Origin of the sequence: Roseomonas sp. CCTCC AB2023176, assembly GCF_042259275.1 — a bacterium.
Lineage (GTDB): Bacteria > Pseudomonadota > Alphaproteobacteria > Acetobacterales > Acetobacteraceae > Roseomonas.
Genome location: NZ_CP170086.1, coordinates 4,241,424 through 4,268,363 on the forward strand (window position 1 = coordinate 4,241,424; position 26,940 = coordinate 4,268,363).

Consider the following 26,940-nt stretch of genomic DNA (forward strand, 5'->3'; position numbering starts at 1 on the left):
TATATCAGGCAGAGATGATGAAGTCGGCGGCACGCAGGGTCGCCGCGGTCTGCGTGGCGATCAGCTCCGCCGTGCCGGCGCCGCCCCCGTCCGCGTCCCAGAGGAGTCGGCCTGTCGCGGCATCGTAGAGGAACTGGCCGGAGCGGCCCGTCGCCGCCACGCCCGGTCCGACGAGGAGCCGGCCTTCCGCCGCGAGGTCCAGGCCCGGCGTGAGGCCGCCGCCGAAGCCGGCCGCGGAGAACATCAGCCGGTCCTCGCCACGCGTGAAGTCGGTCACGACGTCACCGCCCTCCTCGGCGCTAGACCACAACAGGACGTCGCGGCCCCCGGCCTCCGTCAGCGTATCCCCGCCAAGGCCGCCAGCCAGCACGTTGCGCTGCGCGTTGCCGAGGATGGCGTTGCCGAGGAGATTGCCCGTTCCGTTGACGATGCCGGTGCCGGTCAGGACGACGGCTTCGACGCCGGCCGGCAGCCGGAACGAAACGGAGGCGAGGACCGTGTCGGCGCCGAAGGCGATTTCGAAGCGACCGAAGTCGAAGAGGTTCGCGCCCTCCGTCCCGACGAAGGTCGTCGGGTTTACGTCGAGGACCTCGATCCCGGTGAAGCGCGCCAGGCCAGCCAGGATGGCCGTTGAGATGAAGGACAGGCCGAGCGTTTCCCGGCCCGCGCTTCCCGCAACGGTCAGGCCGCGCAGATCGGCAAGGCCGGCGTAGAGGGAGATGCGGTCGTCGCCGTCGCCGCCGTCGAGACGGGTCGTCGTGGGCTGGCGGACGTTGTAGCTGACGTCGATCCGGTCATCGCCGTCTTCCCCGAACAGCGCATCGCCCGCGCCGTTCGCCGCGTCATCGAACAGCGTATCGGCGCCAGGGCCGCCATAGACGGTGTCGGCACCCACGCCGCCGCCCAGGGTGTCGTTCCCCGCGAGGCCACTGATGGTATCGGCGACGGCTATGCCCGCGAGCCTGTCGTCGCCCGACGTGCCGGTGGTGATCGCCACCCATTCTCTCCGCTTCGAGGAGAGGGGACGATCCCTGCGCCGGGTGGCAGGTTCCTCTCACGAGATCGCGAGGGGAACCTGCGACGTTGCTACGCGGTGACGCGCTTTCGCTTCTTCGCCGCCGCCGGCGGCGGGGCGTCGCGGTCCGGCAGCAGCGGCTTCAGGAAGCGGCCGGTGTGACTTTCCGGGTTGGCCGCGACGTCCTCCGGCGTGCCCTCGGCGACGATGCGGCCACCGCCTTCGCCGCCTCCGGGGCCGAGATCGAGGAGCCAATCGGCGGTCTTGATGACCTCCAGGTTGTGCTCGATCACCACGACGGTGTTGCCTTGCTTGACCAGGGCGTGGAGGACTTCGAGGAGCTTCCGTACATCCTCGAAGTGCAGGCCGGTCGTCGGCTCGTCGAGGATGTAGAGGGTGCGGCCCGTCGCGCGGCGGGAGAGTTCCTTCGCCAGCTTGATGCGCTGCGCCTCGCCGCCCGAGAGTGTCGTCGCCTGCTGGCCCAGGTGGATGTAGCCGAGGCCGACCTCCGACAGGACCTTCAGTTTTTCCCGGATGGCGGGAACGGCGGAGAAGAACTCCAGGCCCTCGTCCACCGTCATGTCCAGCACGTCGGAGATCGACTTGCCGCGGAACTTCACTTCCAACGTCTCGCGATTGTAACGGCGGCCCTTGCAGGTGTCGCAGGTCACGTAAACGTCGGGGAGAAAGTGCATCTCGATCTTGATGAGGCCATCGCCGCAGCAGGCCTCGCAGCGCCCGCCCTTCACGTTGAAGGAGAAGCGACCCGCAGCGTAGCCCCGCGCGCGGCTGTCCGGCAGTTCCGAGAACCAGTCGCGGATGGGGCCGAAGAGGCCGGTATAGGTGGCGGGATTGGAACGCGGCGTGCGGCCGATCGGCGACTGGTCGATGTCGATGATCTTGTCGAGCTGTTCGAGGCCCTCGATCCGGTCGTGCGGGGAGGGGACGGTGCCCGCGCCCATCAGGCGGCGCGCGGCGGCCTTGTAGAGCGTCTCGATGACGAGAGTGGACTTGCCGCCGCCGGAAACGCCGGTGACGCAGGTGAAGGTACCCAGCGGGATGCTTGCCGACACGTCCTTTAGGTTGTTCCCGCGCGCGCCGACGACCTTCAGGATGCGCTTGCGGTCGGGCGCGCGGCGCTCGGCCGGGACTTCGATCCGGCGGCGGCCCGAAAGATAGTCACCGGTCACGCTGTCCGGGTTCGCGGCGACCTCGGCCGGCGTGCCCTGGGCGATGATGCGGCCGCCGCGCGCGCCGGCGGCGGGGCCGATGTCCACGAGCCAGTCCGCGGCGCGGATCGCATCCTCATCGTGCTCGACGACGAGGACGGTGTTGCCGAGGTCCCGCAGGCGCCGGAGCGTCGCCAGGAGACGTTCGTTGTCCCGCTGGTGCAGGCCGATCGAGGGCTCGTCGAGAACGTAGAGGACGCCCGTCAGGCCGGAGCCGATCTGCGAGGCGAGGCGGATGCGCTGCGACTCGCCCCCCGAAAGGGAGGCGCTGCCGCGGGCCAGGGTGAGGTAGTCGAGGCCCACATCCACGAGGAAGCGGAGACGATCGTTGATTTCGCGAAGGATCCGGCGCGCGATCTCCTGCCGCTGCGGCGTCAGCGTGTCGAACACCGTCGCGAACCACTCCATCGCGCGGCGGATGGACAGGTCGGAGGCCTGGCCGATGTTGAGGTTGGCGATGCGGACGGCCAGCGCTTCGGGTTTCAGGCGGAAGCCCTTGCAGGTGCCGCAGGGGCGTTCGGACTGGTAGCGCGAGAGGTCCTCGCGGACCCAGGGGTTGTCGGTCTCGCGCAGGCGGCGCTGGAGGTTGGGGAGGACGCCCTCGAAGGGCTTCTTCACTTCGTAGGCGCGCAGGCCGTCCTTGTAGCGAAGCGTCACGACGTCCGCGGTACCGTTGAGGATGGCATCGCGGATAGCGGGCTTCAGGTCGGCCCAGGGCGTCGTCGCCGTCACCTTGAAGTGTCGCGCGAGGCTTTCGAGTGTCTGGTCGTAGTAGGGCGAGGAAGCACCGGTCCAGGGCGCGATCGCGCCGCCACCCAGCGGCTTCTCCTCGTCCGGGACGACGAGGGCGGGGTCGAAGAAGGATTCGACACCGAGGCCGTCGCAGGCGGGGCAGGCGCCCTGGGGCGAGTTGAAGGAGAAGAGCCGCGGCTCGATCTCCTCGATCGTGAAGCCGGATTCCGGGCAGGCGAACTTCGAGGAGAACACGGTGCGCTCGCCGCCATCCGCGTTCTCGACGTAGGCAATGCCTTCGGCCAGGCCGAGCGCCGTCTCGAGGGAGTCGGCCAGGCGCTGCTCGGCGCCGTCGCGGACGACGATGCGGTCCACCACGACCTCGATGTCGTGCTTGCGCTTCTTGTCGAGGGTCGGGACGTCCTCGATGCGGTGAAGTGTCCCGTTGACCTTTACGCGTTCGAAGCCGCGGCGCTGGAATTCGGCGAGTTCCTTCTTCCACTCGCCCTTGCGGCCCCGCGCGAAGGGCGCGAGCAGCAGGAGTCGCGTCCCCTCCGGCATCGCCATGACGCGGTCCACCATCTGGGAGACGGTCTGCGCCTCGATCGGCAGGCCGGTCGTGGGCGAGTAAGGCACGCCGACGCGGGCCCAGAGGAGGCGCATGTAGTCCGCGATCTCCGTCACCGTGCCGACGGTGGAGCGCGGGTTGTGGGAAGTCGTCTTCTGCTCGATGGAGATCGCGGGCGAGAGGCCCTCGATGCTGTCGACGTCGGGCTTCTGCTGCAGTTCAAGGAACTGGCGCGCGTAGGCCGAAAGCGATTCGACGTAGCGGCGCTGCCCCTCCGCATAGATCGTATCGAAGGCCAGCGACGACTTGCCCGAGCCGGACAGACCGGTGATGACCGTCAGCGTCCCCTTGGGGATGTCGAGGTCGATGTTCTTCAGGTTGTGCGTTCGGGCGCCGCGGATGCGGATCTGGCCGCCGGCTCCGGCCTCCAGGTGACCCTGGTTCGCGAGGCGGTTCAAGGGCGTCTCGGGGAGGCTATCGGGCACGGGTTTCCGGCCTTGTTCGCATTGTGTTCATGGGCTTGTGACACCATATGACGACAACGGGAAGGGGCTGCCGGGGGGTGGCCCCGACCCTCCCCTCGGGGGGTGGCGTGGCCGCCACCCGAGGGGTAGTTTTCCATGCCCTGGCGCCGTGCCGCCGGGGCGATTCGCGTGACGACCGGTCGCGCAACGATCCGGCCCGGCGCCTTGCCTGCGGCCTGAAGAAGGTGGGTGCCATGGCCGGAAGCGTCAACAAGGTGATCCTCGTCGGCACGCTCGGGCGTGACCCGGAGGTCCGGAACTTCCAGAACGGCGGCCGCGTGGTGAACCTGCGCCTCGCGACCTCCGAGCGCTACAAGGACCGCGAGGGGAACCAGCAGGAGCGGACCGAGTGGCACTCGGTCGCCATCTTCAACGAGAAGCTTGGCGAGATCGCCGAGCGCTACCTGAAGAAGGGCAGCCAGGTTTACCTGGAGGGCCAGCTGGAAACCCGGAAGTGGACGACCCAGGAGGGACAGGAGCGCTACACGACGGAAATCGTGCTGCGCCAGTTCCGCGGCGAGATGACTCTGCTGGGCGGCCGCGGCCAGGGTGGCGGGGGTGACATGGAGTCCGCGGGTGCGCCCTCGGGCGGCGAGCGTAGCTCCTACGCCGGTGGCGGCGAACGGGGTGGTTCCCGCGGCGGCGCGCCCGCGGGTGGTGCGCCGTCCGGCGGGGCGCGTCGCGGCGGCGGGGGCTGGGACGCGCCGAAGTCCGACCTGGACGACGATATCCCCTTCTGAGCACCGCGCGAGAGCGACGCCGCGCCCGACACAGCCGAAAGCCTGATCCGTGAGTGATGACACCGTGAACCCGGACGGCAACCGTTCGGACGAGACCATGCCCGTGACGATCGAGGGGGAGATGCGCCGCTCCTACCTCGACTACGCCATGAGCGTGATCGTGGCGCGCGCCCTGCCCGACGCGCGGGACGGTCTGAAGCCCGTGCACCGACGCATCCTGTTCTCGATGCATGAATCGGGCTTCACGCCGGACAAGCCGCATCGCAAGTCGGCGCGCGTCACCGGCGACGTCATGGGCAAGTATCACCCGCATGGCGACAGCGCGATCTACGACGCGATGGTGCGGATGGCCCAGCCCTTCTCCATGCGCGTGCCGCTGATCGACGGGCAGGGCAATTTCGGCTCGATGGACGGCGATCCGCCGGCGGCCATGCGCTACACGGAGGCGCGGCTGGCCAAGGCCGCGATGGCGTTGCTGGAAGGCATCGACGAGGACACGGTCGACTTCCAGCCGAACTACGACGAGAGCGCGGAGGAACCGCGCGTCCTTCCCGCCGCGTACCCGAACCTGTTGGTCAACGGCGCGAACGGCATCGCGGTGGGCATGGCGACGAACATCCCGACCCACAACCCGGGTGAGGTGATCGACGCGACGCTCGCGATGATCGCCGATCCCGAGGTGTCGCTGGACGACCTGCTGAAGATCATGCCGGGGCCGGACTTCCCGACGGGCGGGCTGATCCTGGGCCGCGCGGGCATCCGCAGTGCCTTCGAGACGGGGCGCGGCTCCGTCATCATCCGCGCGCGGGCGGAGATCGAGGAGATGCGAGGCGGTCGGTCCGCCATCGCGATCAGCGAAATTCCGTATCAGGTCAACAAGGCGACGCTGATCGAGCGGATCGCCGAGCTGGTACGGGCGAAGCAGGTCGAGGGTATCTCCGATCTCCGCGACGAATCCGACCGCGACGGGCTGCGCATCGTCGTGGAGCTGCGGAAGGACGCGACCCCGGAGGTGGTGCTGAACCAGCTCTACCGGTTCACCAACCTCCAGACCTCCTTTGCCGTGAACTTCCTCGCGCTCGACGAGGGCAAGCCCCGCCAGATGGGGCTGAAGGACGCATTGTCCTGCTTCATCCGCTTCCGCGAGGAGGTCATCACCCGGCGCTCCCGTTTCCGCCTGTCGAAGGCGCGGGATCGTGGGCACATCCTCCTGGGTCTCGCGATCGCCGTCGCGAACATCGACGAGGTCATCCGAATCATCCGCGCTTCGCCGGACGCGAACACGGCGCGCGAGGCGTTGATGGCGAAGGACTGGCCCGCCGGCGACATCGGCGTGCTGCTGGCGCTGGTGGACGACGCACGCAACCTCGTGGCCGACGGCTATGTCCGCCTGACGGAAGAGCAGGCGAAGGGCATCCTGGAACTGCGCCTCCAGCGCCTGACGGGGCTGGAGCGCGAGAAGATCGCCGCCGAACTCGACGAGGTGGGCGGCCGGATCCGCGAGTTTCTGGAGATCCTCGGCAGCCGCGTTCGCCGCATGGAGGTCATGACGGAGGAGTTGCGCGCGGTCCGCGGCCAGATCGCCTCCCCGCGCCAGACCGAGATCGTGGACGGCGTCGCCGACCAGGACGACGAGAGCCTGATCGAGCCGGGGCTGATGGTCGTCACGCTCACCCGGGACGGCTACGTGAAGCGCACGCCGCTGGAGGTCTTCCGGGCGCAGAACCGGGGCGGGCGCGGGCGGTCGGCGGCGGCGACGCGGGAGGACGACGTGGTCGTCCGCTCGTTCAATGCGCATACCCACCAGCACGTGCTGTTCTTTACCTCCCGCGGCATCGCGTTCCGGGAGAAGGTCTGGCGGCTGCCGGAGGCCGGGCCGACGGCGCGGGGGCGATCGCTGCGGCAACTGCTGCAACTGCAGCAGGACGAGCAGGTGACGGCGGTGCTGCCGCTGCCGCAGGACGAGAGCCTGTGGGAGAACCTGCACCTCGTCTTCGCGACGGCGCTGGGCAACGTACGGCGAAACCGGCTGTCGGACTTCAAGAACGTCCGGGCCTCCGGCCTCATCGCGATGAAGCTGGATCAGGGCGACCACCTCGTCGGCGTGCAGACCTGCCGGGAAGGGGACGACGTGCTGCTTGCCACCCGGAACGGTCGGGCGATCCGCTTCGTGGCGGAGGATGGGGTGCTGCGGGTCTTCGCGGGACGCGATTCGTCGGGCGTGCGGGGCATTCGCCTCCTGGGCAAGGACGACGCGGTGATCGGGCTCTCCGTCCTGAAGCACCTCGACGCGACGCCGGAAGAGCGCGCGGCCTACCTCCGGATCGCCAACGCGAAGCGCCGCGCCGCCGGCACCGCTGACGACGCGCCGGAGGCCCCGGTGGCGGAGGAGGAGACGGAGATCGCGGCCGAGGTGACGCTCGCGCCGGACCGCGTGCGGGCGATGGAGGATTCCGAGGAGATCCTCCTGGTCGTCACCAATGGCGGCTTCGGCAAGCGCAGCAGCGCCTACGAGTACCGTGTGACGGGCCGGGGCGGGCAGGGGATCACGAACATCACCCTGAGCCCACGCACGGGGCGGGAGGTCGTCGCGACCTTCCCGGTTCATGAAGGCGATGACGTGATGCTCGTCACCGACGGCGGACGGCTGATCCGGATGCCGATCGAGCAGGTCCGCGTCACGGGCCGCGGCGCGCAGGGCGTGACGCTGCTGCGGCTGAACTCTGGCGAGCGGGTGACCTCCTGCTTCCCCGTGCTCGACGACGGGTCCGAGGATGTCGATGCCTGAGCGGCGGGTCGGGGTCTATCCGGGGACCTTTGATCCCGTCACCAACGGGCATCTCGACGTGATCCAGCGGGCAGCGCGCCTGCTGGACCGCCTCGTCGTCGGCGTCGCGATCAATGCGGGTAAGGGCCCGATCTTCCCGCTTGAGGAGCGCGTCGCACTCGTCCGGGCCGAGGTCGGGCCGATCGGCGAGGCCGCGGGGTGCCGGATCGAGGTCTCGGCCTTCGAGGGGCTCCTCGTCACCTTCGCGCGGTCGCAGGGCGCGCGCGTGATCATCCGCGGCCTGCGCGCGGTGTCCGACTTCGACTACGAATACCAGATGGCCGGGATGAACCACCGGCTGGACCCGGGGGTCGAAACGGTCTTCCTGACCGCGAGCGAGACGAACCAGTTCATCTCCTCCCGCTTCGTGAAGGAGATCGCGCGGCTCGGCGGTGACATCTCCTCCTTCGTGCCGCCGCTGACGCTGGAGCGGACCCTTGCCCGGGTGCGCGAGGACGGGCAGTAGTCCCGGCCCGACCCCAACCGAACTCAACAGGGATCAGGGAGATCGCCATGCTCCGTCGCGCCGTCCTCTCCGCCAGCCTGGCCGTGCCGTTCGTCACGCGGCAGGCGTCCGCGCAGGCGGACCGGGAGAACACGCTCCTCCTCGACCTGAAGGACGGGCGCGTGACGATCGAGCTGCGGCCGGACCTCGCGCCGCGCCACGTCGAGCGGGTCAAGGCGCTGGCCCGCCAGGGCTTCTACGACAACACGCCGTTCCACCGGGTCATTGAAGGCTTCATGGCCCAGGGCGGCGATCCGACGGGCCGCGGCACGGGCGGCAGCAACCTGCCGGACCTGCAGGCCGAGTTCACGCCTCCGTCCCGCGCGCGCTTCATCCGCGGCACTTGCGGGATGGCACGGACGAGCGACCCGAATACCGCGAATTCCCAGTTCTTCATCATGTTCGCGCCGGCGCCGAGCCTCGATGGCCAGTACACGATCTGGGGACGGGTGGTGTCCGGCATGGAGGCCGTGGACAAGATCAAGCGCGGCGCGCCGGGCAGCGGCCTCGTCCAGGGCCCGGACCGGATCCAGCGCCTGCGCGTCGCCGCCGACGTGCGCGACTGACGCCACCATGACGGAGAGAGACGACATGTCCGAAGAGAGCGGCGCGACCGCGCAGCAGCCCGCGGCGGCCCCGGCCGGCGATGACGCGGAGAACACGCTGATCCTGGAGCTGAAGGACGGCCCCGTGACGATCGAGCTGCGGCCGGACCTCGCGCCGCGGCACGTCGAGCGGATCAAGGCCCTGACCCGCGCCGGCTTCTACGACGGGACGGTTTTCCACCGGGTCATCGAGGGCTTCATGGCCCAGGGCGGCGACCCGACGGGCACGGGCACCGGTGGCAGCGAGCAGCCCGACCTGCCGGCCGAGTTCTCGCCGCCGGCGAAGGCGAAGTTCCTGCGCGGCACCTGCGGGATGGCGCGTTCCGGCAGTCCGAACTCGGCCAATTCCCAGTTCTTCATCATGTTCGCGCCATCGTCGCACCTGGACGGCCAGTATACGATCTGGGGCCGCGTCACCTCGGGCATGGAGGTCGTGGACAAGATCAAGCGCGGCGGTGGCGGCAACGGCATCGTCAACGGCCCGGACAAAATCGTTCGCGCGCGCATCGCCGCCGACGCGACGCCGCCGGCCGCGGCTTGACGAGCGGGGCGCGCGCTTCCCATAGGAAGGGCGCGCGCCTGTAGCTCAGTCGGTAGAGCACGAGACTTTTAATCTTGGGGTCCTGGGTTCGAGCCCCAGCGGGCGCACCAAGCAACATCAGGCACTTAACGCCCATTTCTGCGTCGTCCTAAGCCTCACCGCTGGCATCAGCCCGGACATTGCCCGGACGGAGGGCCAGGAAAGTGCCCGGACAGCCCCGCCGCCGGCCTGTCCACCCTGTCCCTTCATCAGCCCTATACCTCTCCCAACCACTTCCCCGCGTAAGGGTTAGAAAAGCATCGGGGGTCATCGGGGGCATCGGGGGGGGGGGTGTCTCGCACGGCCCCGCACGATTCCGCCCGGGTCGGCGCGCGACGCCGTGCGCTGCCAGGGCATCGGGGGGGGGCATCGGGGGTGAGCATGGTGGGCATCCCCCCGGCTACACGGCTACTCGCCCGCCTCTCCCTTCGCCATCTCGCGCGCGAGCATGAGCAACAGGACACGCTTCTCCGCGGATAGCCGGCGCCAGTGGTGCAGGAGTTCCATCCGGCCCGCCGTGCCGGGCGAGGGCGCGCGTTCCATTGCTGCCGCCAACGCCTCGCCTTCCGCCGCCGGATCGGCAGGGCCGTCGCTGTCGGGGGACGCTGGCAGCGTCCAGGTGATGGGGCGATCAGGCACGGTGGCAGGATCACACCGGTCCCCCAAGGTCACAACGCCCGGCACGACGACAAAGCCCCAGGTGCGCTCTGTCGGGCACGGCTGGGGCTCGAGATGTCACGTCGTCACGTTCAGCGGGTGGTGTGTTATCTTCTGGAGACGCTTGTCTTTGACCATCACGACTTCGCGATATAGTCGCAGCCCGGCCCCGGTTCCGAACGGCCGGTGGACGGAGGTGATGGTGTCTCGCTCGCTCGACGATGAGGTGCTCGTCTCGGCCCTCGCGATTGTCATCCGCTATGTCCGGGACGGCCGGGAAGCCGCGGCCGACACCGTGCTGACCGCGATCCTCACCAGACTGAGGCCGGGGCACTATCTCCTTGCCGGCGAGCTTCCCGAGCAAGAGTAAGCGGGACCTGTCCGGCGTCCGCTGCCCGGCCTCGTTCTCCGCCACGGGCGCCGCGCTTCGCGGCACGGGCCGCGCGATCGAATTAGTCTGGCGCGAGGCGCTCCTGCGCCTATCGTCTCATCAAGTCAGGAGTCGATCCTCCAACGTCCTAACGCTTCCGCCGCGCCCCAGGCCCGATCAGCGGCAAGGTGAGGTCGGCGTGACTGAACTCGCCGTTGAGCCCCCGCGGGTGCCGCAGCGTCACCGTCGCTGGCCGGCTGCGGCACATGAGGCAGCGCAGCCGCCGACACGCCTCGCCGGCCGTGATCCCCGGCCAGCGCGCCACCAGCGGCGCGATCGGCACCACCGTCCAACGATTGCAGCCGCAGGTCACGATCAGCACGCAATCCCGCGCGCGCTCCGCCAGCGGGGCCGGTAGGACGTGCGCCCGCTCCGCGTCGAGGCGTCGAGGTTCCGGTTGTGCCCCACGGGTCAGGGGGCGGTGGGGCTGCCCGGGGTGGTTTCCGGCGGTTCTTTACCGAGAGGCACCCGCCCCCGCACCTCCGCGACTGCGCGGGCATGAGACAGCACCAGGCGCCGCCCGTCGCGGTCCAGCCCGTCCCATAGCGCGACCAATTCCGCCCGCCCGGCGTCGGCCCGGATCGGCTGCGGTGGGGAGGGGCGCAGCGTCAGCACGGCGGATCGCCCTCCGCCTTCGGCCATAGCCGGCCCGTGTCGGGGCCCGGTGCTGGCGGCAGCTTCAGCACGCGGAACCTAGATCGCAGGACGTGCCTCGCGATCTCGCGGGCGAGGAGGGTGGCATCCTCGCGGGTTCGCTTCCCGTGTGGCTTCCCCGTCAGCCCGAAGGTGAGGGCGAAGCGCACCGTCTCGGCCAGCTCCTCCACCGTCGCCGGACGGGGCGGGTCGGTCGGTCGCATGTCGCTCACCGGGGCTCACCCGGCCGCGGTTCCGGCCAACCCGGGCCGGGGTAGTCTTCATCGCCAGGATAGGGCCGGTGCGCCTCGATACGGCGCATGTCGGGGCCTAGCAGCCAATCGCCCCGCTCCCGCGCTCCCGCGGCCAGCAGGTCTCGCACGGCGTCCTCCGCGCTATCTGCGTCCCCGCCGGCCTCGACATAGGCCCGCTCCGCGAGGCGCAGGCGATCGGTCAGCGCGTCTCCCCGCTCGGCAGCCCCATGCCAGGTATTCAGGACCGCGCGGGTGATGGCGGCGGGCCAGGAGGAGAGGGGGCGCGAATCGTCGGGCATGGGGCGGAGCGTAGGCATGCGGGAACAAGAGGGGAACAACGGAGGCCGGGCGGGGGTGTATAGCGGGGATGGGCGGTGACACGCGGGCATCACACCGTTAGGATCGTCTTCGCAACGGAGAATGCGACGTGCGGGCTTTCGGGATCTTTGCCGTGTTGATGCTGGCTGGCTGCGCCGCATCGGACACCACCCCGATGCCGCCTCTGGCCGGGGTCAGGTGTCCCGCGGCAGGAACGGCCGTTACCTACTCGAGCGGCTCGACGGGGTGGTACCAGGGCGAGGACCCTGCCGATCCCGGGGTGTGCCTCTACACCAGCCCGCGCGGCGAGCGGCAACGCTACCTTGGGGTGCTGTTCCAAGTCCCGCGCCTGGAGGAGCGTCAGACCCGCGTGGGGCTCGCCCCGCTGTTTCCGCTCGCTGTCGGGAAGGAGGCAACCTGGCGCGGCGCATTGCGACCCCAAACTCCCGGAACCTGGTCGGCCGAGAGAGGCATCCCGACAAACTACCGGGCGCGCGTGGTTGAGATGCGGAACGTCAACATCGGGTCCGAGACGCGACGCGCCTACGCCGTCGAAGTCAGCATGCACAATCTGCCTGTCAACAGTCGTCAGTCCTACACAGTCTTGATTGACGAACGGACCGGCGTTGATCTCGGCTCCACCGGAGCGGAGGACGTCGGCGGGATTGCGCGTGTTGCGCCCTACCACGTCGTGAGGATGGGCGCGCCCTAGGCCAGCAGATCGGGTGGCCGTTATCGCTGGACGATGTGACGGACCGCGGCCGCGGGTAGTCTCGCGGCCCCTTGGAGGGGGTCGGACATGCGGTTCCTGGTGTTGGCGGTGGCGGCGGCGGGGATCGCGGGGTGCGCCGCACAGGAGCGACGGGCGCAGGAAGCGGCGGAGCAGCAACGTGTGCGGGATGCTTTGATCGCGGAGAGCAACGCCTGCCAGCAGGATCAGGTGAGCTTCTATCGCTGTCGGGGCGCTGTGCTGATGCGGACCCCTGATTTTGTCAGGAACGCCGATCTTCTGCGTCTACAAGGCGCCCGCGCCGTCGAGATCGGCGAGGCATTGGCTGCGGGCCGCATCAGCGCTGCAACTGCAGCACGAATGTTAGCCGAAGCGACGGCGGCTCGGGATGAGGCCATTCAGGTTCGACAAGCCCGCGCCGCAGCTATCGCGCTTGATGCGGATCGCGCGAGCGCAGCGCAGTCCGAAGTTCTCATCCGTCAAGGTCAGTTCCTGATGCAGCAGGGGCAGGGCGGGGTTCCTGTCACCCCCACCTTTGCGCCGCCTCAGACCTACGTAACGCCCCGGGGTACCGTGACGTGCCAAAGGACTGGCACCATCACGAACTGCTTCTAGCCGAGAAGCCCCCGCGGCGCGGTCCCGTCCACGAGCGCCAGCAGCCCCTTCCGACCGTACTTCCGCACCATGTCGGCGGGGATGACGACCTCGCCCTCATGGACGGTGCCCGCGCGCCGCGCGGGCTGCACCCGCCCGTCAGCGCCGGCACCGGTGTAGCCGCCCCGCTGGTAACTCTCGCTGCCGGCGCCCGTGCCGGCGTTGCCCTTCCCGCCACCGTCGCCAGGCGACTTCCCGCCGCCGTCTGCGAGGCCGCCGCCCGACACGCTGCCGCCGGAGCCCATGCCGCTGTTGTCTTTGCCCCCGCCGTCAATGCCGAAGCCGCTCAGGTCAACGCCCTTGCTGCTGACACCGAGCCCAGAAAAGTCCGTGTTCATCGACATAAGGGTGTTCAGCTGCGCGAGTGCGATATCCTGCGGCATCGCTGGCCCGATCGTCGGGTTGAGCGACGCCATCTGATTCAGCGCCTGCGTCTGAAGGTCCATACTCGGGATGCCGAAGCCCGCCATGGCAACCCCGGGTAGTCCGATGCCGGGCAGCCCCATGGACGACAGCGCGTTGTTGTAGCCCTGCGCGGCCAGACCACTCATTGCGAGGCCGCCAACGGTGCCAAGCCCGGGAATGCCTGCTACCCCGCTGAGCTGGCCGCCGACGCGCCCGCCGAGGCTGGACGCAAATCCCGCGACACCGGATGGCGTAATCCCCAGGTCCAGCCCCGTATTCATCGGGTTCGGCCCGAGGTCCGTGCCGTGCGCGCCCCGGCCGCCGGCTCCAATGTCGGTCGTGAGCAGGCCGCCGGGGTCCGTGTTCAGGATGCTCCGCCCCGGCTGCTGCGATCGCTGACCCCACAGACTGGGCTGGGCCAAAAGCCCGCCGGGCGTCATTGCACCCGCCCGCCGCTGGCCGGCGCTAGCACGTGATCGGTGATGCCGTGGGCGACCATCCATTGTGATGCGAGCTGCCGCGCGACCATCTCGGGATGGCCAAGCGCGACGTTCATGGCGGTCGCGGCGTCGTAGATCGAGCCGCCGGCTTCCACGGTGGCCCGCATCGCTCGCGCCGAGTTCTCCAACACGGTGAACAGCCGGACTACCATCGCCCGCTGTGCTTCCCCGACCGGCGACGGCAGCACGCCGAAGCCCCCAATGTTCAACCCGCTCATCTTCCGCACTCCTTCATCCGCCGCGCAATTCTACCGCGCAGCCCTGTCCACACCTACAATCTTCGATCCCGCACGCTTCCGCATCGCGCGGAATATCGCCGTGCCGCAACCGCGCCGCAGCGAAGACGCGCCACCCTTGCGGCTCCGTCGGGTGCGGCGGCGCTGCTACGTTCGCGCGGCCAAGAATCCATTGGATAAGTGCGCGCGCCCGCCGGCCTGACGCGATGGCTTCCTTGCTCCGCTCCCCATGGCGCCAGTTCCCATGCCGGCGCGGTCCTGACTTCGGCACCTCGAGGTCGCGGGCGAGGCGGTAGCCGCGCCAGCCGTGCGGGGCATTGCTGCCCGGCGTTGGCAGCGCTGGCCGCCCGATCGGTCGCGAATGGTCACGCGCCATCGGCATCCCCTGGCAGGGTCACTCCGCGTGGGAACAGCGCCTCGCCCATTGCCGCGATGGAGGGCGCGAGGGTGACGAAGTGCGCCGCCGCGTCTGCTACCGCCGCGTGGTCGCGCTCCGCGCCAGATGCGATCAGGCCGAGACGCCGCAGCCCCCACACGGCCTCCCGCCCGACCGTCACGGACACCACCATCTCGCCGCGGCGGCGACGTTCTCGCCATTCTTCCGACCGGCGCCGCGCAGCTTCGCGCCGCGTCTCTGCCGTCCCCTCATCCGTCATGGTGTGCGCCCTCTCCGCTGTTTTCGGCTCTATTCTGAGGTGACGTGTCGCGCGCCCTCACGTCGAAACCTCCACCGTGTTCATGCCCGGCGGCGCGGGATGGCAGGTGGTACAGCGCCAGCCGGTCGGGGCGTGCGTCTCGCGCCACCACCGATGCCCGACGCAGCAAGAGCAGCGCGCCCCGGGGGAGGGGATGGCGGCAGCGTCGGCCCATGCGGGCGGGCGCAGCATCGCCGCGCGCCGCAGCCCGTCCCGCAGCGGATCTGCGCTGGCCGGCGTGTAGGGGGCAGGCGAGGGCGGCGCGGCGTAGTGCGCGGCCATCGCGGCGGCTTCGGGGTCGTCCGGCCTTGCCTCACGCGCGCACGCGTACCGCGCAGAAAAGCCTGCGGGCTTCCGCAATGCCTCCCGCATCGTCAGCAGGTGCGCCACGTCCTCCCGATAGCGGCGGAGGTCGGCCAGCACGTCGTCGGGCGGTGGCCTGGCGGCCTCCATCCGCACGCGGCCACCGTCGAGGCGGAAGGCGATGCCCGCCGCCTCCGCACGCGCCAGGGCTGCCGCGGCGCTCACAGTTCAGCACCCCACGGCCCGGCAGTCGGTTCCTCACGCGGCGATGCGTCACCCCCCATGCTGGCCGGCGACGCGGGTGCCGTCTCGCGGAGGCTGTAGCGGTCCGGCGAGTGCCGGCCTTCGGGGCGGTGCACCATCAGGACGAAGCCGCCCGCGCGCGTGCCGGCGAGGCCCGCAATCCGGGTCGCGAGGTATTGCCGCCCCCGCCCCGCCGGGTCCGCGATCACCTTCACCGCATCGGCCAGCGCAGCGATCGTCACCTCCGCGGTCCCGTGCGTCGCCCACCACGCGGCGAACAGTTCCCCGATCGCCTGCCGCCGCGGGTCGGCCGCCTTCGCCTCCGCAATCCGCACCGCCGGGTCCTGGCAGCCCAAGGCAAGCAGCGGATCGCGGCACCAACGCGCCCACGTCCCGAAGGACCCCATAGGCTTGCCGGGCTTGAGGGCTGCCCCGCGCTGGCGCCCCCACCGCCACACGGTCAGGGCCGCCGACAGCAGCCGCGCGCGGTCGGCCAGCGTGTCGGCCACAATGTCGCCCGGGAAGGCGCGGGCTTCGGGGTCCTCCAACCCGGCGTCGAGTTCCACCGCGAGGAAGCGCCGGGCCATGTCCTCCGACAGCCGCAGGCCGTTCCCGGTGATCGCGACGAAGGCGGAGGGGTTCAGCCTCACCACCTCCGATCGCCCGAGACGCCGCACCTCCGCCGGGCTTTCCGTGATGGCGGAGGCCAGCACGTCGGACTTGAGGGCGGTGGCGTTCAGGTTGTCGAGGAACAGCACGGGCGCCGCGCCGATCAGGGCCGCAGTGAGCCGCTTGTCGAGTTCGGCCGCGTCCTGCCCGGCCGTCATGGCGGAGGGCGGGGCACCGAACGCGATGCCGCAGAGGACCCGGACAAGCAGCCCCTTCCCGGTGCCCGACCCGGAGTAGGGCGGTGCACGCACCACCGCGCCCGGGGCGAGCGGCAGGGACGGGCGGCACACGGCCGTCAGCAGCGCCACCAGCGCCGCGGACTCGTCGGCGGCAGGCGGCCGGGACGTGTCCACGACCTCCACCGCGATCCCCTCAGCGCGTGCCCGGGGCGCATCCGCGAAGGCGAAAGTGCGGAGGTGCCGGCGCAGCGTCAGCAGCGCGGCCCGCGCGTCGTCCTCCGAAGGCTCCGCGGGCACGTCGAGGGCAGGCACGGCCCGGCACCACATGCGGGAACGCGGGTCATATCCCTCCGCGCCGTGGATCGTGCCGTCGTCGTGCAGCAGCGGCGCCGCGGCGATGCCGGCCAGCGGTCGCAGCCCCCATGCGGTCGGGTCCGCGAGGTAGAGCCGCGCGACGCGATCGGGGAGCGTCACGTCGAGGACCTTCATCGCGTCGCCGGCCCGGACATAGCGCCAGGGCCGGGTCACGCGGTGCGCCTCCGCGATCACGCCGTCCGCGGTCAGCGGGTCCGCCGTCATCGCACCGGTTCCGGCGTCCTCCCGCAGCCGGACGGGGCCGCCGCGGTCGAACAGGTGCGGGATGCGCGCCAGGTGCCCGGCGAGGTCGCGGGCCACGTCGGGAAGGTCAGCGGGATCGAGGTAGAGCCGCGCCCGGCCCCGGCCGTCCACGTCGGGGGGCGGTGCTGCATCCTCCGCCTGCCGGACCCGTTCGGCAGCTGCGTCGTCGCGCTGGCGGGCCGTCCGCATGGCGTCGAGGTCGGATAGGCTCACGCCGTGTCGGCGGGCGAGGGCACGGCGCGAGGTCGCGTATTCCGCCGCGTCCATGCCGGCCGCGCGCGCCACGTCGAGGCGAAGGGCGGCGGCGGGGTCGGTGGCCGCGTCGGCGTCCTCCGCATCGGGCCCGGACTCCTCTGCCGCCGCGCCGGCCTCCGCCAGCAACGTCCGCAGCCTGTCCGGCGTGACGCCTTCGGGCAGCGGGTCTGCCACGTCCCATCCGTCCGGCCAGTCCTCCGGCACGTCCACCACCGCGACGGACGCCGCGCCCGCGCCCGCCAGCGCCTTCGCGACGGCGTCCGCGGCCTTCCGGCCCGCTGCGTCGTTGTCGGGCCACACGGTCACGTCCCGGCCTGCCAGGGGCGACCAGTCCGCGAGCTGCGGCGCGTTGCTGCCGCCGGGCCACGTCATCGCCACGTGATCGGGGAACAGACCCACCGCGGCGTCGGCCGCCTTCTCCCCCTCCGCGATCAGCACGGGCGCGTCAGGGCGCGCGGCAAGGGCGTCGAGACCGTAGAGCGGGCGAGGGGAGGGCGGCGCCTTCCACCTCCACCCGCCAGCGGCCACGACGTAGGGCAGCACCTCTTTCCCGCCCGGCGTGTCGAAGCGGGCCACCGCGAACAGCAGCGCGCCGGACGCGTCGAGGTAGCGCCAAACGGCGGAGGCGGTGCCGTGATGGCGGTGCCGGATCACGTCGGGCAGGGGTATGGGCGCCGGCATGGCGACGGCGGCGCTGGCCTTGGCGGAGGACCGCGGGGCGGCCTCACGCGGGCGGTCCCATGACGCCGCGGCGTCGTCGGGGAGGGGTGCGAACACGTCGGCGCCGTCAGCCATGGCGGGCGCCCTCCGCGGCTTCGCGCAGCCATCGTTCGGCTTCTGCCGCGAGGTGGGGGCGAGTGAAGGCCACCGCTGTTCCGCCGGACGCAAGCGCGACCGCTGCGGCTTCCCGCATGTCGGCGTCGTGCGTGCCGTCAGCCGGCGGGAACGGCAGCATGACGCCGCGCGGCGGGGCGAGGCGGTTCAGATCCTCCGCGTGGGGCGTGCGGCCCATGGCGGCCGCGATCGCCACCGCGTGCGGCTTCTCGTCCTCGCCCGCCGGCAGCAGGTGGGTGAGGGTATGGACGGCCCGGATCATCGGCTGCCCTCCGTCCCGAGCATGCGGGCCAGGCCGCGCGCCGCTTCGTCCGGCGGCAGGCCCGTCACGGCCGCAGCGAGCGAGACGGGATCACCGCCTTTCTGCCCCGTGGCGAAGTCGCACCAGCACCCGGCGCGATCGCCCGTCAGCCGCACGCGGAGGGACGAACCGGCACCGCCGCGGAGGTCGGCGCACTCCCATTCCTTCCCGCGCACGACGCCGCCCGGCAGCAGCCGCGCCAGAACGTCTGGCAAGCGCGCGAGGGCTGCGGCGTTGATCGCGGCGTAGTCCGGCCGGGGCGGCGCCTCCGCGATCCGGCGCACCGCCTCCGCCTGCTTCGGTGTCAGCGGCCAGCGCGACGCCTTGCGGCGGAGGTCCACGACGAACGCACGTGCGCCGGGCGACAGATCGCGCCGCGCAAGGGCTTCGGCGATATGGGCGAGGGGCGTTCCGTCAGCCGGCACCCCCATGTCGGGCTGCGCCGTCATGCGCGCGCCTCCGTGGCGTTGATCGCGGCCAGCGCCGCGGGGATGGACGGGAACACCACCGGCAGGCGGAGGTGCGGGAACAGGACGGCGGGGCGGGGCAGTCCGTCCGGATCGCGCGCGAGGTCCAATAGGACGATGCGCGGGGAGGCAGTCGGTTTGGCCTGGACCGCGTGGGCGAGGGCGCGGCGCTTCATCGGCCACCCTCCCGGCCGTCGCGCTGCCCGGCCTCCGCGACCAGGAGGTTGTGCGTATGCTCGCCTTCGTCGCCGTCGCGCTTCGGCAGGATCAGCACGCGCAGCCCGCCGAGGCGGCCCATGAGGTAGGGCGCACCCGCGGCGTTGGTTTTTCGGTAGAGCCGGCAGGCAGGCAGCAGCGCGCCGCCTCCGCTCTTGCCGGTGGTATTCAGCTTGTCAGCCATATGAGGTCCCTTCGTTGTGGGACCGCGGAATCAGGTCTGGCGAAGCACCGCGGGGCGCGCTACCTACGGGTTGTCGAGTAGTCCCGATCGGAAGTCGTGTAGTTCCCGCAGCCCGCCCGGCCCATCAGCCGCGGCGGGTTGCTTCGTTCAGGGGGGTGGCCGCGCGGATCACGCGGCGGCCTTTGCGCTGCCGCCCATCAGGACAGGGGCGGCGTTTATGCGCTTCACTGCCTCCGCAAACAGCGGGTACGTCGGAAGCGTCGCCTTGCCGTTCACCAGCCGCACCGGCACCGGCCATCTCTCCAACGACCTTGGCGAGACGGGGAAGCCGAGATGCCGACGCAGTAGTTCCGCGCCGTGGCGTCGGGTGACGGCAGGCGGGAGCGTCGGGAGCAGGGCGGAAAGGTCAGGAAGGATGTGCGGCTCGGCCGCACGGTGGTTCGCGTGCATGATAGCGCTCACGGGTTCGCGGTGCCCGCAACAACGCTTGCGGAAGCGAACGCCCGGTAACGCCCGGCGGCAGCGGAACGCCCGTTGAGGTCGGCGGCACCTTCACCCCCGATGACGTTGGGGGAGCCCACGAAGCGCCCGTTGAGCCCGGCGACGGCTTCCATCGGAACATATGCGCCGGCCCGCGTGGGCGCAAGGGAAGTGGCGAGAATCTGCGATATCACAGGCCGCGTAAGCGTTGGATCGTCCATCTGCATCTCCGGTTGGGGGCCTGGCAGGGCGTGCGGGGATGCGCGGAAGGTGAAGGCGGCGACGCTGGCGCGTCCGCATGGGGAGCGGCGAGGCTGCGCGATGCAGAAACCGCGCGGGCTGGCCGGCCCTGCCCCACCGCGTTCGGATTAGCCGCTGGCCGCGCCGTCGGCCACGGCGGCCAGCGTCAGCACGCCCCGCACGACCCGTTCCGGCCAATCGCCCGTGAAGCTGTCGGAGAAGTTCTCCCCGCACGGCTGCTGCGCGAGGAAGTGCGCGACACGTGCCATGGCGGCGAGGCCCGCGAGGGTGCGCGGCTCCAACTCGCCAAGCGGTTCCTCCACCGCCGCGACGGCGTGCCAGAGCGGATCGTCCTCGCATTCGAGGTGGCCGCCGTCCCGGTTGTAGGCATCCACGGCCTCGACGTAGGCGGCGCAGAGCCGGATCAGTTCGGCGTCGGGGTGGGCGCCTGGCGGTGGCGGCGGTGGCAGCGGCGCGGGCCAGACGAAGGCCTCCGCGGGTGCCGCCAACGCGAGGAGCGCGGACAGGGTGGCGAGCGCGCCGCGACGGGTCGGGGCGGTCACGCGCGGGACTCCCGCGGGGCGAACCAATCAGGCACGAGGGTGGTGGCGCAGCACGAGGCTTCGTCGTCGGTGTCGGGCTCCGCGTCTTCCGGGGTGCCAGGCGCCCAGTCGTTAGCGCGCTGGCGCCACGGATGCGAGGAGAGGTCGTCGTCGGCCGCCGCGCAGCAGTCGTGGTCGTCGGGTTCGAAGTCCGGGTCGCCGTCCGCGGCGTCGAGGATGGCGAGGGCGCGCTCGACGTAGTCCTCCAGCTGCGCGCGGACGGCAGGCGGGAGGACGATGCGAGCGATGGGGGCTCCCGTAATGGGGATGCATCTTCTCGCGCGGCGCCTCTCCGAGGACGCGCGCACTCTTCTAGCGACGCCCAGCGGCACCGCGTACACATGCTCAGCCATAGCCTGCTCTCCTGACGAGCGGTGGTGGTCAGGCCGGGCGCCGGGCTCCTACCCCCGACGTTCGGCCGCTACTTCCGTAGCGGCGGGAAACCTGCCACTGTTGCTGGGTGAGTGCAACATCATCTGACGGGAATCCCGCCGCTATCGCGGCTCAGGTCCGGGCGGGGCGTGGCTTGCTTGCATGGTCGCGGGAAAGGCTGGCCGCGGAGAGTGGTGTCCCGATCCGCACACTCGATCGCTTCGAGAACGAGGAGGTCGCTCCGCGTCGCGCGACCCTCGCCGCCATCTGCACCGCCCTCGAAGCCGCCGGCGTCGAATTCACCGACGGCGATGCACCCGGCGTCCGGCTGCGGAAACGGCTGGAAGGCGACGGGGCATGACGCACGCCCCGGGTTGGACCTCAGCGGACGGCGAGACCTGGACGCGATCCCTGCTCGGCAGACCCGGCGAGGTGCCATTGCTGCTGCGCGTGCGCCCCGATCCAGGCAACCCGACCGAGCCGTGGTTTTGGGAGGTCGTGCAGAAGGACCCCGAAGACAGCGACGCGGAAGAGGAGATCGACGTCGCCGGCAGCATGTCGGCCGAGGAGGCAATGCAGGCGGCGACTGCGAGGGCGCTCGCCTACCGGGAGAGCGAGGACTAACGCCGTGACGCCCGAACAGTGCCGGGCCGCGCGCGAGTTGCTGGGGTGGACGAGGGGCCGCCTTGCCTCCCGGGTCGAGACGTCTGAGCGATCCGTGGCTCGCTTCGAGGAGCGAGGACAGGAGCAGCGGGCCGACGTCGTTTCCGCGATGTGTGCCGCGCTGGAAGGCGCCGGCGTGGAGTTCACGGGCGGGGATGCGCCGGGGGTGAGGCTGAGGAAGGGTGGAGAGCTACGGGCAGACCCCCCAATGGTGTTACCTTCGCCCACGCGGTAGCGTTGCTTAGGCCGATGCTCGATTTCGTTGCAGACCCGGTGCGCCCCAGCCCCCTCGGCGTCGGTTTCTACACCGCGCCCGAGGTCGCGCGCTTGCTTCGCATTCCGGCGAAGAACATCAACCGGTGGCTTGGCGGTTACCAGTTCAGTACCGGCGAGCGAGACGTCGAGATGGCCCCGCTTTGGGAGCCTCATCTTCCTCGCGGTGAGAAGCACCTCGAGCTCAGCTTCCGTGACCTGATCGAACTCCGCTTCGTGCAGGCTTTCCTTAAGGCTGGCGTCAGTCTACGGACCGTCCGGCACTGCATCCAGCTCGCCCGCGCTGCGACAGACGACGATCGTCCATTCTCGACGCGCCGGTTCAAGACCGATGGAAAGACCATCTTCCTAGAAAGCCTTACCGGCGCGAACGATGGCGCGTTGCTCGATCTACGACGGCACCAGTTCGTCATCAAGCAAGTCATCGAACGCACGTTCAAGGACCTCGACATTGAGGACGATGCCGTCGCGAGATGGCGTCCCTTCAATGGTAAGAGCTCCATCGTCGTGGATCCCAAAAGGTCTTTTGGACAGCCGGTGACCAGCAGGTACGGCGTCCCGACGATCGCACTGGCCGACGCGGTGAAGGCCGAGAAATCCGAGCAGCGGGTAGCCTACCTCTACAATGTCAGCCCTGGCGCCGTGCGTGACGCAATGGCCTTCGAACGATCTTTGCTTGCGGCGTGAGGGTCTTCTTCGACCACAACCTATCTCCTGCATTGGCAAGAGCCCTTCGAGAGTTATTCAGACCCGAGCACGAAGTCGTAGCGCTTCGCGAAAAGTTTGCGCCGAACATTTCCGATGTGGATTGGATTGACGCCCTCAATCGGGAGGGGCGCTGGGTTGTCGTGTCAGCCGATCGGCGGATTCGCAAGAACCGTGCGGAGTACCTCGCCTTCCGATCATCTCGCCTGATCGGAATGTTCCTCTCGGCCGGTCTCGCGAAAGCCCCTGTGACGAAGCAGGCCGAGCGGCTCATCGTGCTCTGGCCCAGCATGGAGAGGGTGGCCGAAACGGTCGGCGGCGGTGCCATGTTCGAGCTACCGATGAAGTCGGTGCGCCTGGAGCAGATGAGCTGATCTCAAGTACCCTGCACCAACGGCACCGCCGCCCGTCTCAGCAGCTCCTCCGCCGCGTCCACGATGAAGGCCCCGTAGTGCTTCTCGATCATCGCGACCGACGTGTCGTGCGCGGCCGCGACCAGCCGCACCGGCAGCCCGGCCTTCAGCCCGCAGACGATCAAGGAGTGCCGTAGCGCGTACGGGGCCAGGTCGCCCGGCAGCTCCGCCCTCACCAGCGCCAGGCGCCACGGCCGCTGCATCTCCTCGGCACCCTTCCACGCCCGCCGGCCGTCGCGCTCCCACCCGATCGTGCCGGCGCCCATGACCTTCACATTGTGCCAGCGCGTCAGCAGCGGCTCGCGGGCCTTCCGGCCGGCCACCAAGGGCCGCCCCGGCGCGGAAGGGCAGGGGCGGGACGCCCCGGCCGATCAGGTGAGGGTCCGCACGGCGCTGACCGGGACCCCCGATGCCACCCCCGATGCCCCCCCGATGCCCCTCCGCGGCGGCGCTTCGGCGGTGCGTTCGAGAACGGGGCGCAGCGGGGCGTGGCGTGGCTTAGGAGGCAGGGCACCCCCCGATGCCCCCCGATGCCCCCCGATGCCTTCGGGGTCATTCGTCCGCATGTCGCGCGGAATCCGGGGTGTGTCCCTCAAGCGCGGGTGCCCATCGGGATCACCACCGCCTCGCGCGGCGGCCGGCCCGTGATGGCCGCGGTCAGCAGTTCGTCCCACCGCCGCATTGCCGCTTCCTGTTCCGGCCGGCGCCGGGCTTGCTGATAGACGCCCAGCACGCCGCCGCGGGTCGCCGCCTGACGATGGTTCAGCATCGCGTCGGCCACCGCCTCCGCGACGCCGGCCTCCGCCAGCGCGGTGACGAAGGAACGGCGGAAGTCGTGCCAGCGCCAGCCGGTCAGGTCCGCCGCCTGATCCAGCGCAGCCTTCATGTCCGACCACGACGCCACAGCTTTCGCCGCTTTGGGGGAAGGGAACACCAGCCCGGTTGCCGGATTGTCGGCCGCAGCATGTCGCGTGCGCAGGATCTCGAGCGCGATCCCTGGGAGGGGGAGCCGGTGCGGATCGCCGTTTTTCGTCAGCTTGCCCGGCATGGTCCAGGCACCCGCCTGCAAATCGAGGTGCGACCAATCCAAGGTCGCGGCCTCATTCCGGCGTGCGGGAACGGCCATCAGGAACCGCGCGAGGTCGCGATGTAGAGGACCAAAGGCCGACACACGGGCATCCTCCGCAGCGGAGCCGGCCGCGTGCCAGAGCCGGGCAAGGTCCGCGATGCCAAGGTGATGCGTCCGAGCCTTCGGCGGGCGCGGCCGGCGCGCCTTGCCGATCGCGAGGCACGGGTTGATCGTGATTGCCCCCTCGTCATGGCACCAGTCGAGGAAGCGCGAGACGGCGCCGAAGCGATGCCGGGCCACCGCAGGCCGGGCCGCCTCCGCCTTCAGCAGCGCCCGGAGTTCGGTCGCGCCCACTGCGGTGACCGGGAGGTTGCCTGCCTTCATCGTCGCGACCGCGGCGCGGAGGTTCTGCGTCTCGGCCGCCACGACCGCGGGAGAGAGGAGGCCCGTCCCGCGCATCTTCGGCCGTCCGGGCAAGGCGGTCACGTATTCGTCCACCAGCGCCGCGACCGTTGAAGCGCGCTCCCGGGCCGCCCTCGCGATGGCCGCCCGGCGTTCGCCCGTAGGGTCGCTGCCCCCTTTGCTCCGTCCTTCACCTTCGCCGCCGCAGCGCGCGCCTCGTCGGGCGACATGGCGGCAGGGCTGCCGATCACCAGTTCCCGCATGGCGGGGCGTGTGCCATCCGGCTTCGTTCCGCGGGGCCGGTAGGAGACGTTCCACGTCATGCCGGTGGGGTTCACCACCAGCGCCAGGCCGCGGCACTCCGCGTCGCGGATCACCAACCGGAAGTCGGGGCGGCGGCGGCGGTCAGCGGCGGCGATCGTCGCCCGCGTGATCCGTGCCGTTTCGGAAGACCGTTCCATCCGCCCCGCGCCTCCCGATCCTGCCCGGCCGCAGTCTTCGGGCTAGCCCGGACATTGCCCGGACACTCAGTGCGGATGCAAGCGGAAGTTTTCGGGACCGTGCGGAGAGAGCACAGAGAGAAGCAGGACGGGGCGGGAGGCGTGCGGGACCCCACGGAAGCTGCTTCGGTGCCTTTTAATCTTGGGGTCCTGGGTTCGAGCCCCAGCGGGCGCACCAAGTTTGGCCGAAGACTGACTGGGTGTCTGGGCCAGCCTCCGTCCGGACCGCGCCAGCCCTCCTCGGCATCGCCGCGGAGACAGCCGCGAAAGTGCCGGTGCGGGCGCCTGGCTACCCCGACGATGCTGACCGGTCCCCGACCTGACGCATGCGGGCCGCGTGCGGCGGCACGGGCCGGGAATGAGTCGGCGTCCCGGAGTAGCCATTCGCGTGGCTTAGCCAGTGGTTGCGCCAAAGGAGGGCCGCCCAGGGGAATGCATCGGTGGTGGCATGAGGCCGCCTGCCGCTCGCACTGCGTCCCGAGCCGCAGCCGGGTCAGAGGCAGGTTGAACGCGCCATCCCGCAGCTTCGGGTGCCGTAGGGTCATCGTTGGAGGTGGACTGCTGCATATGGGGCACGCCGCCTTGCCGCGCTGCCGTCCTTGCGGGTAGGACGCCGGGGCGCGGAGGTATGGCGCCTCGCCGGAACGGGGTCGCTGATCGGGCCGACCCGGGGGCTTCTGGATTGAGCGAGATTCTGCCCCCGCCCGTTCCCCGCGCAGCGAACGCCGTTATCGCCGACATCCAAACCCTCCGGGGGGTTTCGATCCTGTTAGTCCTCGTGGCTCACCTGCCTTTCCTGTACCCCTGGGCCGATGCCGCCTTCAGGGTCGTGGGGCCGTACGGCTTCGGCTACGGCGTGGACCTGTTCTTCGTCATCAGCGGCTTCGTCATCACCCGTTCGCTTGCGACCGAGCTGCGCAGCGAAGCGGGAAGACACCCAGCCTCGGTTGTCCTGCGCTTCTGGGTCCGGCGCGCCTTCCGGCTTTGGCCCGCCGCCGCGCTCGCCGTCGCCGCAACCCTCGCCTTCGTCGCCGCTATCGGCCACGAGCCGCCCCTACCGGCCACTGGCGATACGCGAAGCTATGTCCAGGCCGCTCTGGCTGGGCTCCTGAACTACATGAATCTGTGGGCCTATCGGCAGGTGACGGAGGGGCGTCCCATTACCCTCCTCGCACATTTCTGGAGCTTGTCGCTCGAAGAGCAGTTCTACGTGGTTCTTCCGTTGCTGATGCTCGGCTTCCACCGCTCGCGAGTCCTGCCCGCATCTTCCCTCGGCGTTATCCTGGCTTTCGCATGGATCGATCGCTCCGATTTTCGCCATCTGCCTTGGTGGTTCCGCGTGGATGGGCTGTTCTGGGGCGTGCTGGTGTCCTGGGTCTCGGAAAGACCGTGGGTCAGCCGCCGGCAGTTTGGCCGCATCGTCGGGGGTCTGGTCCTCGGTCTTTCGATCATCGGCCTCGTGTTGTCGCCTGCCGTTGCGCCGGCTTCCGGCATCACCACCAGCACGACGCTTCTGTTGGCGGTCTTGCCCGTTCTCGTTGCCAGCCTGGACGGGGGAGCGTTCCAGCATTTCGGCTGGCTCTCGCGTTGTCTCAACGCGATCGGGGAGAGGTCCTATACGCTCTACCTCTGGCACCTGCTGGCCTTCACCGCCGCACAGCTCGCATGGCGTAGATTCGGATCGCAGGCGGCCGAGCCGGACTTGGTCGGCGTGACCTGCATCACTCTCCTGGCTGCCGTCGCGCTCACAGCGTGCTGCGGCGCTTACCGATGGATCGAGCTTCCGACGCGAGCGGCGGGGCGCAGGGCGGCGGAAGCCATTGCCGCCGCACCGCAGGCTAGGATGCCGTAAGGCCTGGATCCGTTCCCGCCGGGGCGGCGCGGATCGTATGCGCCGGGTACCGCAAGGCGGCGGAAGGATGGTTCGCGCGGCTCAGCGCCCGCGCCGATCCAGCGACGGCTCGGGGCGTGCGTTCGCCCGCCGAAGCGGAGCGATGACCCGGTGGGCAGCCGCTTCACCGGCCAGTGCCATGCCATCGTCTGGCAGGCCTTCCGTACTGTCCGGGATGCCCACGCAGCGAAACGGGCGTCGAAGAGCAACGCCGACAGACGTGC

The 26,940-nt window shown here is 70.3% G+C and carries 35 protein-coding genes and 1 tRNA gene; 14 read left to right on the forward strand and 22 right to left on the reverse strand.

What is annotated here, in order from left to right:
- Window positions 1–4: 4 nt before the first annotated feature.
- Both ACE7GA_RS21245 and uvrA read right to left on the reverse strand, forming a co-directional pair.
- Window positions 5–997: a calcium-binding protein gene (locus ACE7GA_RS21245; RefSeq protein ID WP_376091179.1), complete on the reverse strand. Its 993-nt coding sequence runs from the start codon at window positions 995–997 to the stop codon at window positions 5–7.
- Between the two features lie 89 nt (window positions 998–1,086).
- Entirely contained in the window at window positions 1,087–3,975 is a 2,889-nt protein-coding gene (gene uvrA / locus ACE7GA_RS21250) for an excinuclease ABC subunit UvrA (RefSeq protein WP_376100445.1), read from the reverse strand.
- Between the two features lie 287 nt (window positions 3,976–4,262).
- Between uvrA and ssb the strand changes: the two genes are divergently transcribed.
- The 6 genes from ssb (at window position 4,263) to ACE7GA_RS21280 (ending at window position 9,396) form a co-directional block, all read left to right on the forward strand.
- Complete coding sequence (ssb, locus tag ACE7GA_RS21255) at window positions 4,263–4,808, forward strand: single-stranded DNA-binding protein (RefSeq protein ID WP_376091182.1); 546 nt, start codon at window positions 4,263–4,265, stop codon at window positions 4,806–4,808.
- A 97-nt stretch (window positions 4,809–4,905) separates the two neighbouring features.
- On the forward strand, window positions 4,906–7,596 hold the full coding sequence (gene gyrA / locus ACE7GA_RS21260; RefSeq protein ID WP_376100449.1) for a DNA gyrase subunit A: 2,691 nt from the start codon (window positions 4,906–4,908) through the stop codon (window positions 7,594–7,596).
- On the forward strand, window positions 7,589–8,101 hold the full coding sequence (coaD, locus tag ACE7GA_RS21265; protein WP_376091185.1) for a pantetheine-phosphate adenylyltransferase: 513 nt from the start codon (window positions 7,589–7,591) through the stop codon (window positions 8,099–8,101). Before gyrA ends, coaD begins: the two co-directional genes overlap by 8 nt.
- A 47-nt stretch (window positions 8,102–8,148) precedes the next feature.
- Window positions 8,149–8,706 (forward strand): peptidylprolyl isomerase, encoded by a 558-nt coding sequence (locus ACE7GA_RS21270; RefSeq protein WP_376091188.1) that lies wholly within the window; start codon window positions 8,149–8,151, stop codon window positions 8,704–8,706.
- Between the two features lie 25 nt (window positions 8,707–8,731).
- On the forward strand, window positions 8,732–9,286 hold the full coding sequence (locus tag ACE7GA_RS21275) for a peptidylprolyl isomerase (RefSeq protein ID WP_376091191.1): 555 nt from the start codon (window positions 8,732–8,734) through the stop codon (window positions 9,284–9,286).
- 34 nt (window positions 9,287–9,320) lie between these two features.
- Window positions 9,321–9,396: transfer RNA gene (locus tag ACE7GA_RS21280), tRNA-Lys, on the forward strand.
- A gap of 337 nt (window positions 9,397–9,733) precedes the next feature.
- On the opposite strand, the gene ACE7GA_RS21285 is transcribed toward ACE7GA_RS21280, so the two are convergent.
- Entirely contained in the window at window positions 9,734–9,964 is a 231-nt protein-coding gene (locus tag ACE7GA_RS21285) for a hypothetical protein (protein WP_376091194.1), read from the reverse strand.
- A 142-nt stretch (window positions 9,965–10,106) separates the two neighbouring features.
- On the opposite strand from ACE7GA_RS21285, the gene ACE7GA_RS21290 reads away from it, so the two are divergent.
- Entirely contained in the window at window positions 10,107–10,352 is a 246-nt protein-coding gene (locus ACE7GA_RS21290) for a hypothetical protein (protein WP_376091197.1), read from the forward strand.
- A gap of 148 nt (window positions 10,353–10,500) precedes the next feature.
- Here the strand turns inward: ACE7GA_RS21290 and ACE7GA_RS21295 are convergent, their stop codons facing one another.
- From ACE7GA_RS21295 to ACE7GA_RS21310, 4 genes are all read right to left on the reverse strand, one after another.
- Complete coding sequence (locus ACE7GA_RS21295) at window positions 10,501–10,734, reverse strand: hypothetical protein (protein WP_376091200.1); 234 nt, start codon at window positions 10,732–10,734, stop codon at window positions 10,501–10,503.
- Window positions 10,735–10,823: 89 nt separating this feature from the next.
- Window positions 10,824–11,027, reverse strand: a complete 204-nt coding sequence (locus ACE7GA_RS21300; RefSeq protein WP_376091203.1) for a hypothetical protein — start codon at window positions 11,025–11,027, stop codon at window positions 10,824–10,826.
- Window positions 11,021–11,278 (reverse strand): hypothetical protein, encoded by a 258-nt coding sequence (locus ACE7GA_RS21305; protein WP_376091205.1) that lies wholly within the window; start codon window positions 11,276–11,278, stop codon window positions 11,021–11,023. Before ACE7GA_RS21305 ends, ACE7GA_RS21300 begins: the two co-directional genes overlap by 7 nt.
- Window positions 11,275–11,598, reverse strand: coding sequence for a hypothetical protein (locus tag ACE7GA_RS21310; protein ID WP_376091208.1), 324 nt, complete (start codon window positions 11,596–11,598; stop codon window positions 11,275–11,277). Before ACE7GA_RS21310 ends, ACE7GA_RS21305 begins: the two co-directional genes overlap by 4 nt.
- A gap of 128 nt (window positions 11,599–11,726) precedes the next feature.
- On the opposite strand from ACE7GA_RS21310, the gene ACE7GA_RS21315 reads away from it, so the two are divergent.
- Window positions 11,727–12,329 (forward strand): hypothetical protein, encoded by a 603-nt coding sequence (locus ACE7GA_RS21315; protein WP_376091211.1) that lies wholly within the window; start codon window positions 11,727–11,729, stop codon window positions 12,327–12,329.
- An 87-nt stretch (window positions 12,330–12,416) separates the two neighbouring features.
- The gene (locus tag ACE7GA_RS21320) at window positions 12,417–12,962 is read left to right on the forward strand and encodes a hypothetical protein (protein ID WP_376091214.1); all 546 of its coding nucleotides are present in this window, start codon (window positions 12,417–12,419) and stop codon (window positions 12,960–12,962) included.
- Here the strand turns inward: ACE7GA_RS21320 and ACE7GA_RS21325 are convergent.
- The 12 genes from ACE7GA_RS21325 to ACE7GA_RS21380 form a co-directional block, all read right to left on the reverse strand.
- Entirely contained in the window at window positions 12,959–13,846 is an 888-nt protein-coding gene (locus tag ACE7GA_RS21325; RefSeq protein ID WP_376091217.1) for a hypothetical protein, read from the reverse strand. The two genes, ACE7GA_RS21320 and ACE7GA_RS21325, sit on opposite strands and share 4 nt — an antisense overlap.
- Entirely contained in the window at window positions 13,843–14,124 is a 282-nt protein-coding gene (locus tag ACE7GA_RS21330; RefSeq protein ID WP_376091220.1) for a hypothetical protein, read from the reverse strand. The genes ACE7GA_RS21325 and ACE7GA_RS21330 overlap by 4 nt, the downstream gene beginning before the upstream one ends.
- A gap of 383 nt (window positions 14,125–14,507) precedes the next feature.
- Window positions 14,508–14,798 (reverse strand): hypothetical protein, encoded by a 291-nt coding sequence (locus ACE7GA_RS21335; protein ID WP_376091223.1) that lies wholly within the window; start codon window positions 14,796–14,798, stop codon window positions 14,508–14,510.
- Between the two features lie 57 nt (window positions 14,799–14,855).
- Window positions 14,856–15,365 (reverse strand): hypothetical protein, encoded by a 510-nt coding sequence (locus ACE7GA_RS21340; protein WP_376091226.1) that lies wholly within the window; start codon window positions 15,363–15,365, stop codon window positions 14,856–14,858.
- Window positions 15,362–17,899, reverse strand: a complete 2,538-nt coding sequence (locus ACE7GA_RS21345) for a hypothetical protein (RefSeq protein ID WP_376091229.1) — start codon at window positions 17,897–17,899, stop codon at window positions 15,362–15,364. The genes ACE7GA_RS21340 and ACE7GA_RS21345 overlap by 4 nt, the downstream gene beginning before the upstream one ends.
- Window positions 17,892–18,200: a hypothetical protein gene (locus ACE7GA_RS21350; protein WP_376091232.1), complete on the reverse strand. Its 309-nt coding sequence runs from the start codon at window positions 18,198–18,200 to the stop codon at window positions 17,892–17,894. Before ACE7GA_RS21350 ends, ACE7GA_RS21345 begins: the two co-directional genes overlap by 8 nt.
- Window positions 18,197–18,688 (reverse strand): hypothetical protein, encoded by a 492-nt coding sequence (locus ACE7GA_RS21355; RefSeq protein ID WP_376091235.1) that lies wholly within the window; start codon window positions 18,686–18,688, stop codon window positions 18,197–18,199. Before ACE7GA_RS21355 ends, ACE7GA_RS21350 begins: the two co-directional genes overlap by 4 nt.
- Entirely contained in the window at window positions 18,685–18,882 is a 198-nt protein-coding gene (locus ACE7GA_RS21360; RefSeq protein ID WP_376091238.1) for a hypothetical protein, read from the reverse strand. The genes ACE7GA_RS21355 and ACE7GA_RS21360 overlap by 4 nt, the downstream gene beginning before the upstream one ends.
- Window positions 18,879–19,106: a hypothetical protein gene (locus ACE7GA_RS21365; protein WP_376091241.1), complete on the reverse strand. Its 228-nt coding sequence runs from the start codon at window positions 19,104–19,106 to the stop codon at window positions 18,879–18,881. The genes ACE7GA_RS21360 and ACE7GA_RS21365 overlap by 4 nt, the downstream gene beginning before the upstream one ends.
- Before the next feature lie 168 nt (window positions 19,107–19,274).
- Window positions 19,275–19,568 carry a hypothetical protein gene (locus ACE7GA_RS21370; RefSeq protein ID WP_376091244.1) on the reverse strand — a complete coding sequence of 98 codons (294 nt, stop codon included), beginning with the start codon at window positions 19,566–19,568 and terminating at the stop codon, window positions 19,275–19,277.
- A gap of 386 nt (window positions 19,569–19,954) precedes the next feature.
- Window positions 19,955–20,389, reverse strand: coding sequence for a hypothetical protein (locus ACE7GA_RS21375; RefSeq protein WP_376091247.1), 435 nt, complete (start codon window positions 20,387–20,389; stop codon window positions 19,955–19,957).
- Window positions 20,386–20,781, reverse strand: coding sequence for a hypothetical protein (locus tag ACE7GA_RS21380; RefSeq protein ID WP_376091250.1), 396 nt, complete (start codon window positions 20,779–20,781; stop codon window positions 20,386–20,388). Before ACE7GA_RS21380 ends, ACE7GA_RS21375 begins: the two co-directional genes overlap by 4 nt.
- A gap of 107 nt (window positions 20,782–20,888) precedes the next feature.
- Here ACE7GA_RS21380 and ACE7GA_RS21385 point away from each other — a divergent pair, with 107 nt between their 5' ends.
- The 4 genes from ACE7GA_RS21385 to ACE7GA_RS21400 all read left to right on the forward strand — a co-directional run bounded on the left by ACE7GA_RS21385 (window position 20,889) and on the right by ACE7GA_RS21400 (window position 22,815).
- Window positions 20,889–21,161, forward strand: a complete 273-nt coding sequence (locus ACE7GA_RS21385; RefSeq protein ID WP_376091253.1) for a multiprotein-bridging factor 1 family protein — start codon at window positions 20,889–20,891, stop codon at window positions 21,159–21,161.
- Window positions 21,158–21,424, forward strand: coding sequence for a hypothetical protein (locus ACE7GA_RS21390; protein WP_376091256.1), 267 nt, complete (start codon window positions 21,158–21,160; stop codon window positions 21,422–21,424). The genes ACE7GA_RS21385 and ACE7GA_RS21390 overlap by 4 nt, the downstream gene beginning before the upstream one ends.
- Before the next feature lie 288 nt (window positions 21,425–21,712).
- Window positions 21,713–22,423 (forward strand): hypothetical protein, encoded by a 711-nt coding sequence (locus ACE7GA_RS21395; protein WP_376091259.1) that lies wholly within the window; start codon window positions 21,713–21,715, stop codon window positions 22,421–22,423.
- Window positions 22,420–22,815 (forward strand): hypothetical protein, encoded by a 396-nt coding sequence (locus ACE7GA_RS21400; RefSeq protein WP_376091262.1) that lies wholly within the window; start codon window positions 22,420–22,422, stop codon window positions 22,813–22,815. The genes ACE7GA_RS21395 and ACE7GA_RS21400 overlap by 4 nt, the downstream gene beginning before the upstream one ends.
- A 2-nt stretch (window positions 22,816–22,817) precedes the next feature.
- On the opposite strand, the gene ACE7GA_RS21405 is transcribed toward ACE7GA_RS21400, so the two are convergent.
- From ACE7GA_RS21405 to ACE7GA_RS21415, 3 genes are all read right to left on the reverse strand, one after another.
- The gene (locus tag ACE7GA_RS21405) at window positions 22,818–23,177 is read right to left on the reverse strand and encodes a hypothetical protein (RefSeq protein WP_376091265.1); all 360 of its coding nucleotides are present in this window, start codon (window positions 23,175–23,177) and stop codon (window positions 22,818–22,820) included.
- A 269-nt stretch (window positions 23,178–23,446) separates the two neighbouring features.
- Window positions 23,447–24,409, reverse strand: coding sequence for a tyrosine-type recombinase/integrase (locus ACE7GA_RS21410; RefSeq protein ID WP_376091268.1), 963 nt, complete (start codon window positions 24,407–24,409; stop codon window positions 23,447–23,449).
- Entirely contained in the window at window positions 24,406–24,786 is a 381-nt protein-coding gene (locus tag ACE7GA_RS21415) for a hypothetical protein (protein WP_376091271.1), read from the reverse strand. The genes ACE7GA_RS21410 and ACE7GA_RS21415 overlap by 4 nt, the downstream gene beginning before the upstream one ends.
- Before the next feature lie 721 nt (window positions 24,787–25,507).
- On the opposite strand from ACE7GA_RS21415, the gene ACE7GA_RS21420 reads away from it, so the two are divergent.
- A complete protein-coding gene (locus ACE7GA_RS21420; protein WP_376091274.1) occupies window positions 25,508–26,677 on the forward strand; it encodes an acyltransferase family protein in 1,170 nt (389 codons plus the stop codon).
- The last annotated feature ends 263 nt before the right edge of the window (window positions 26,678–26,940 follow it).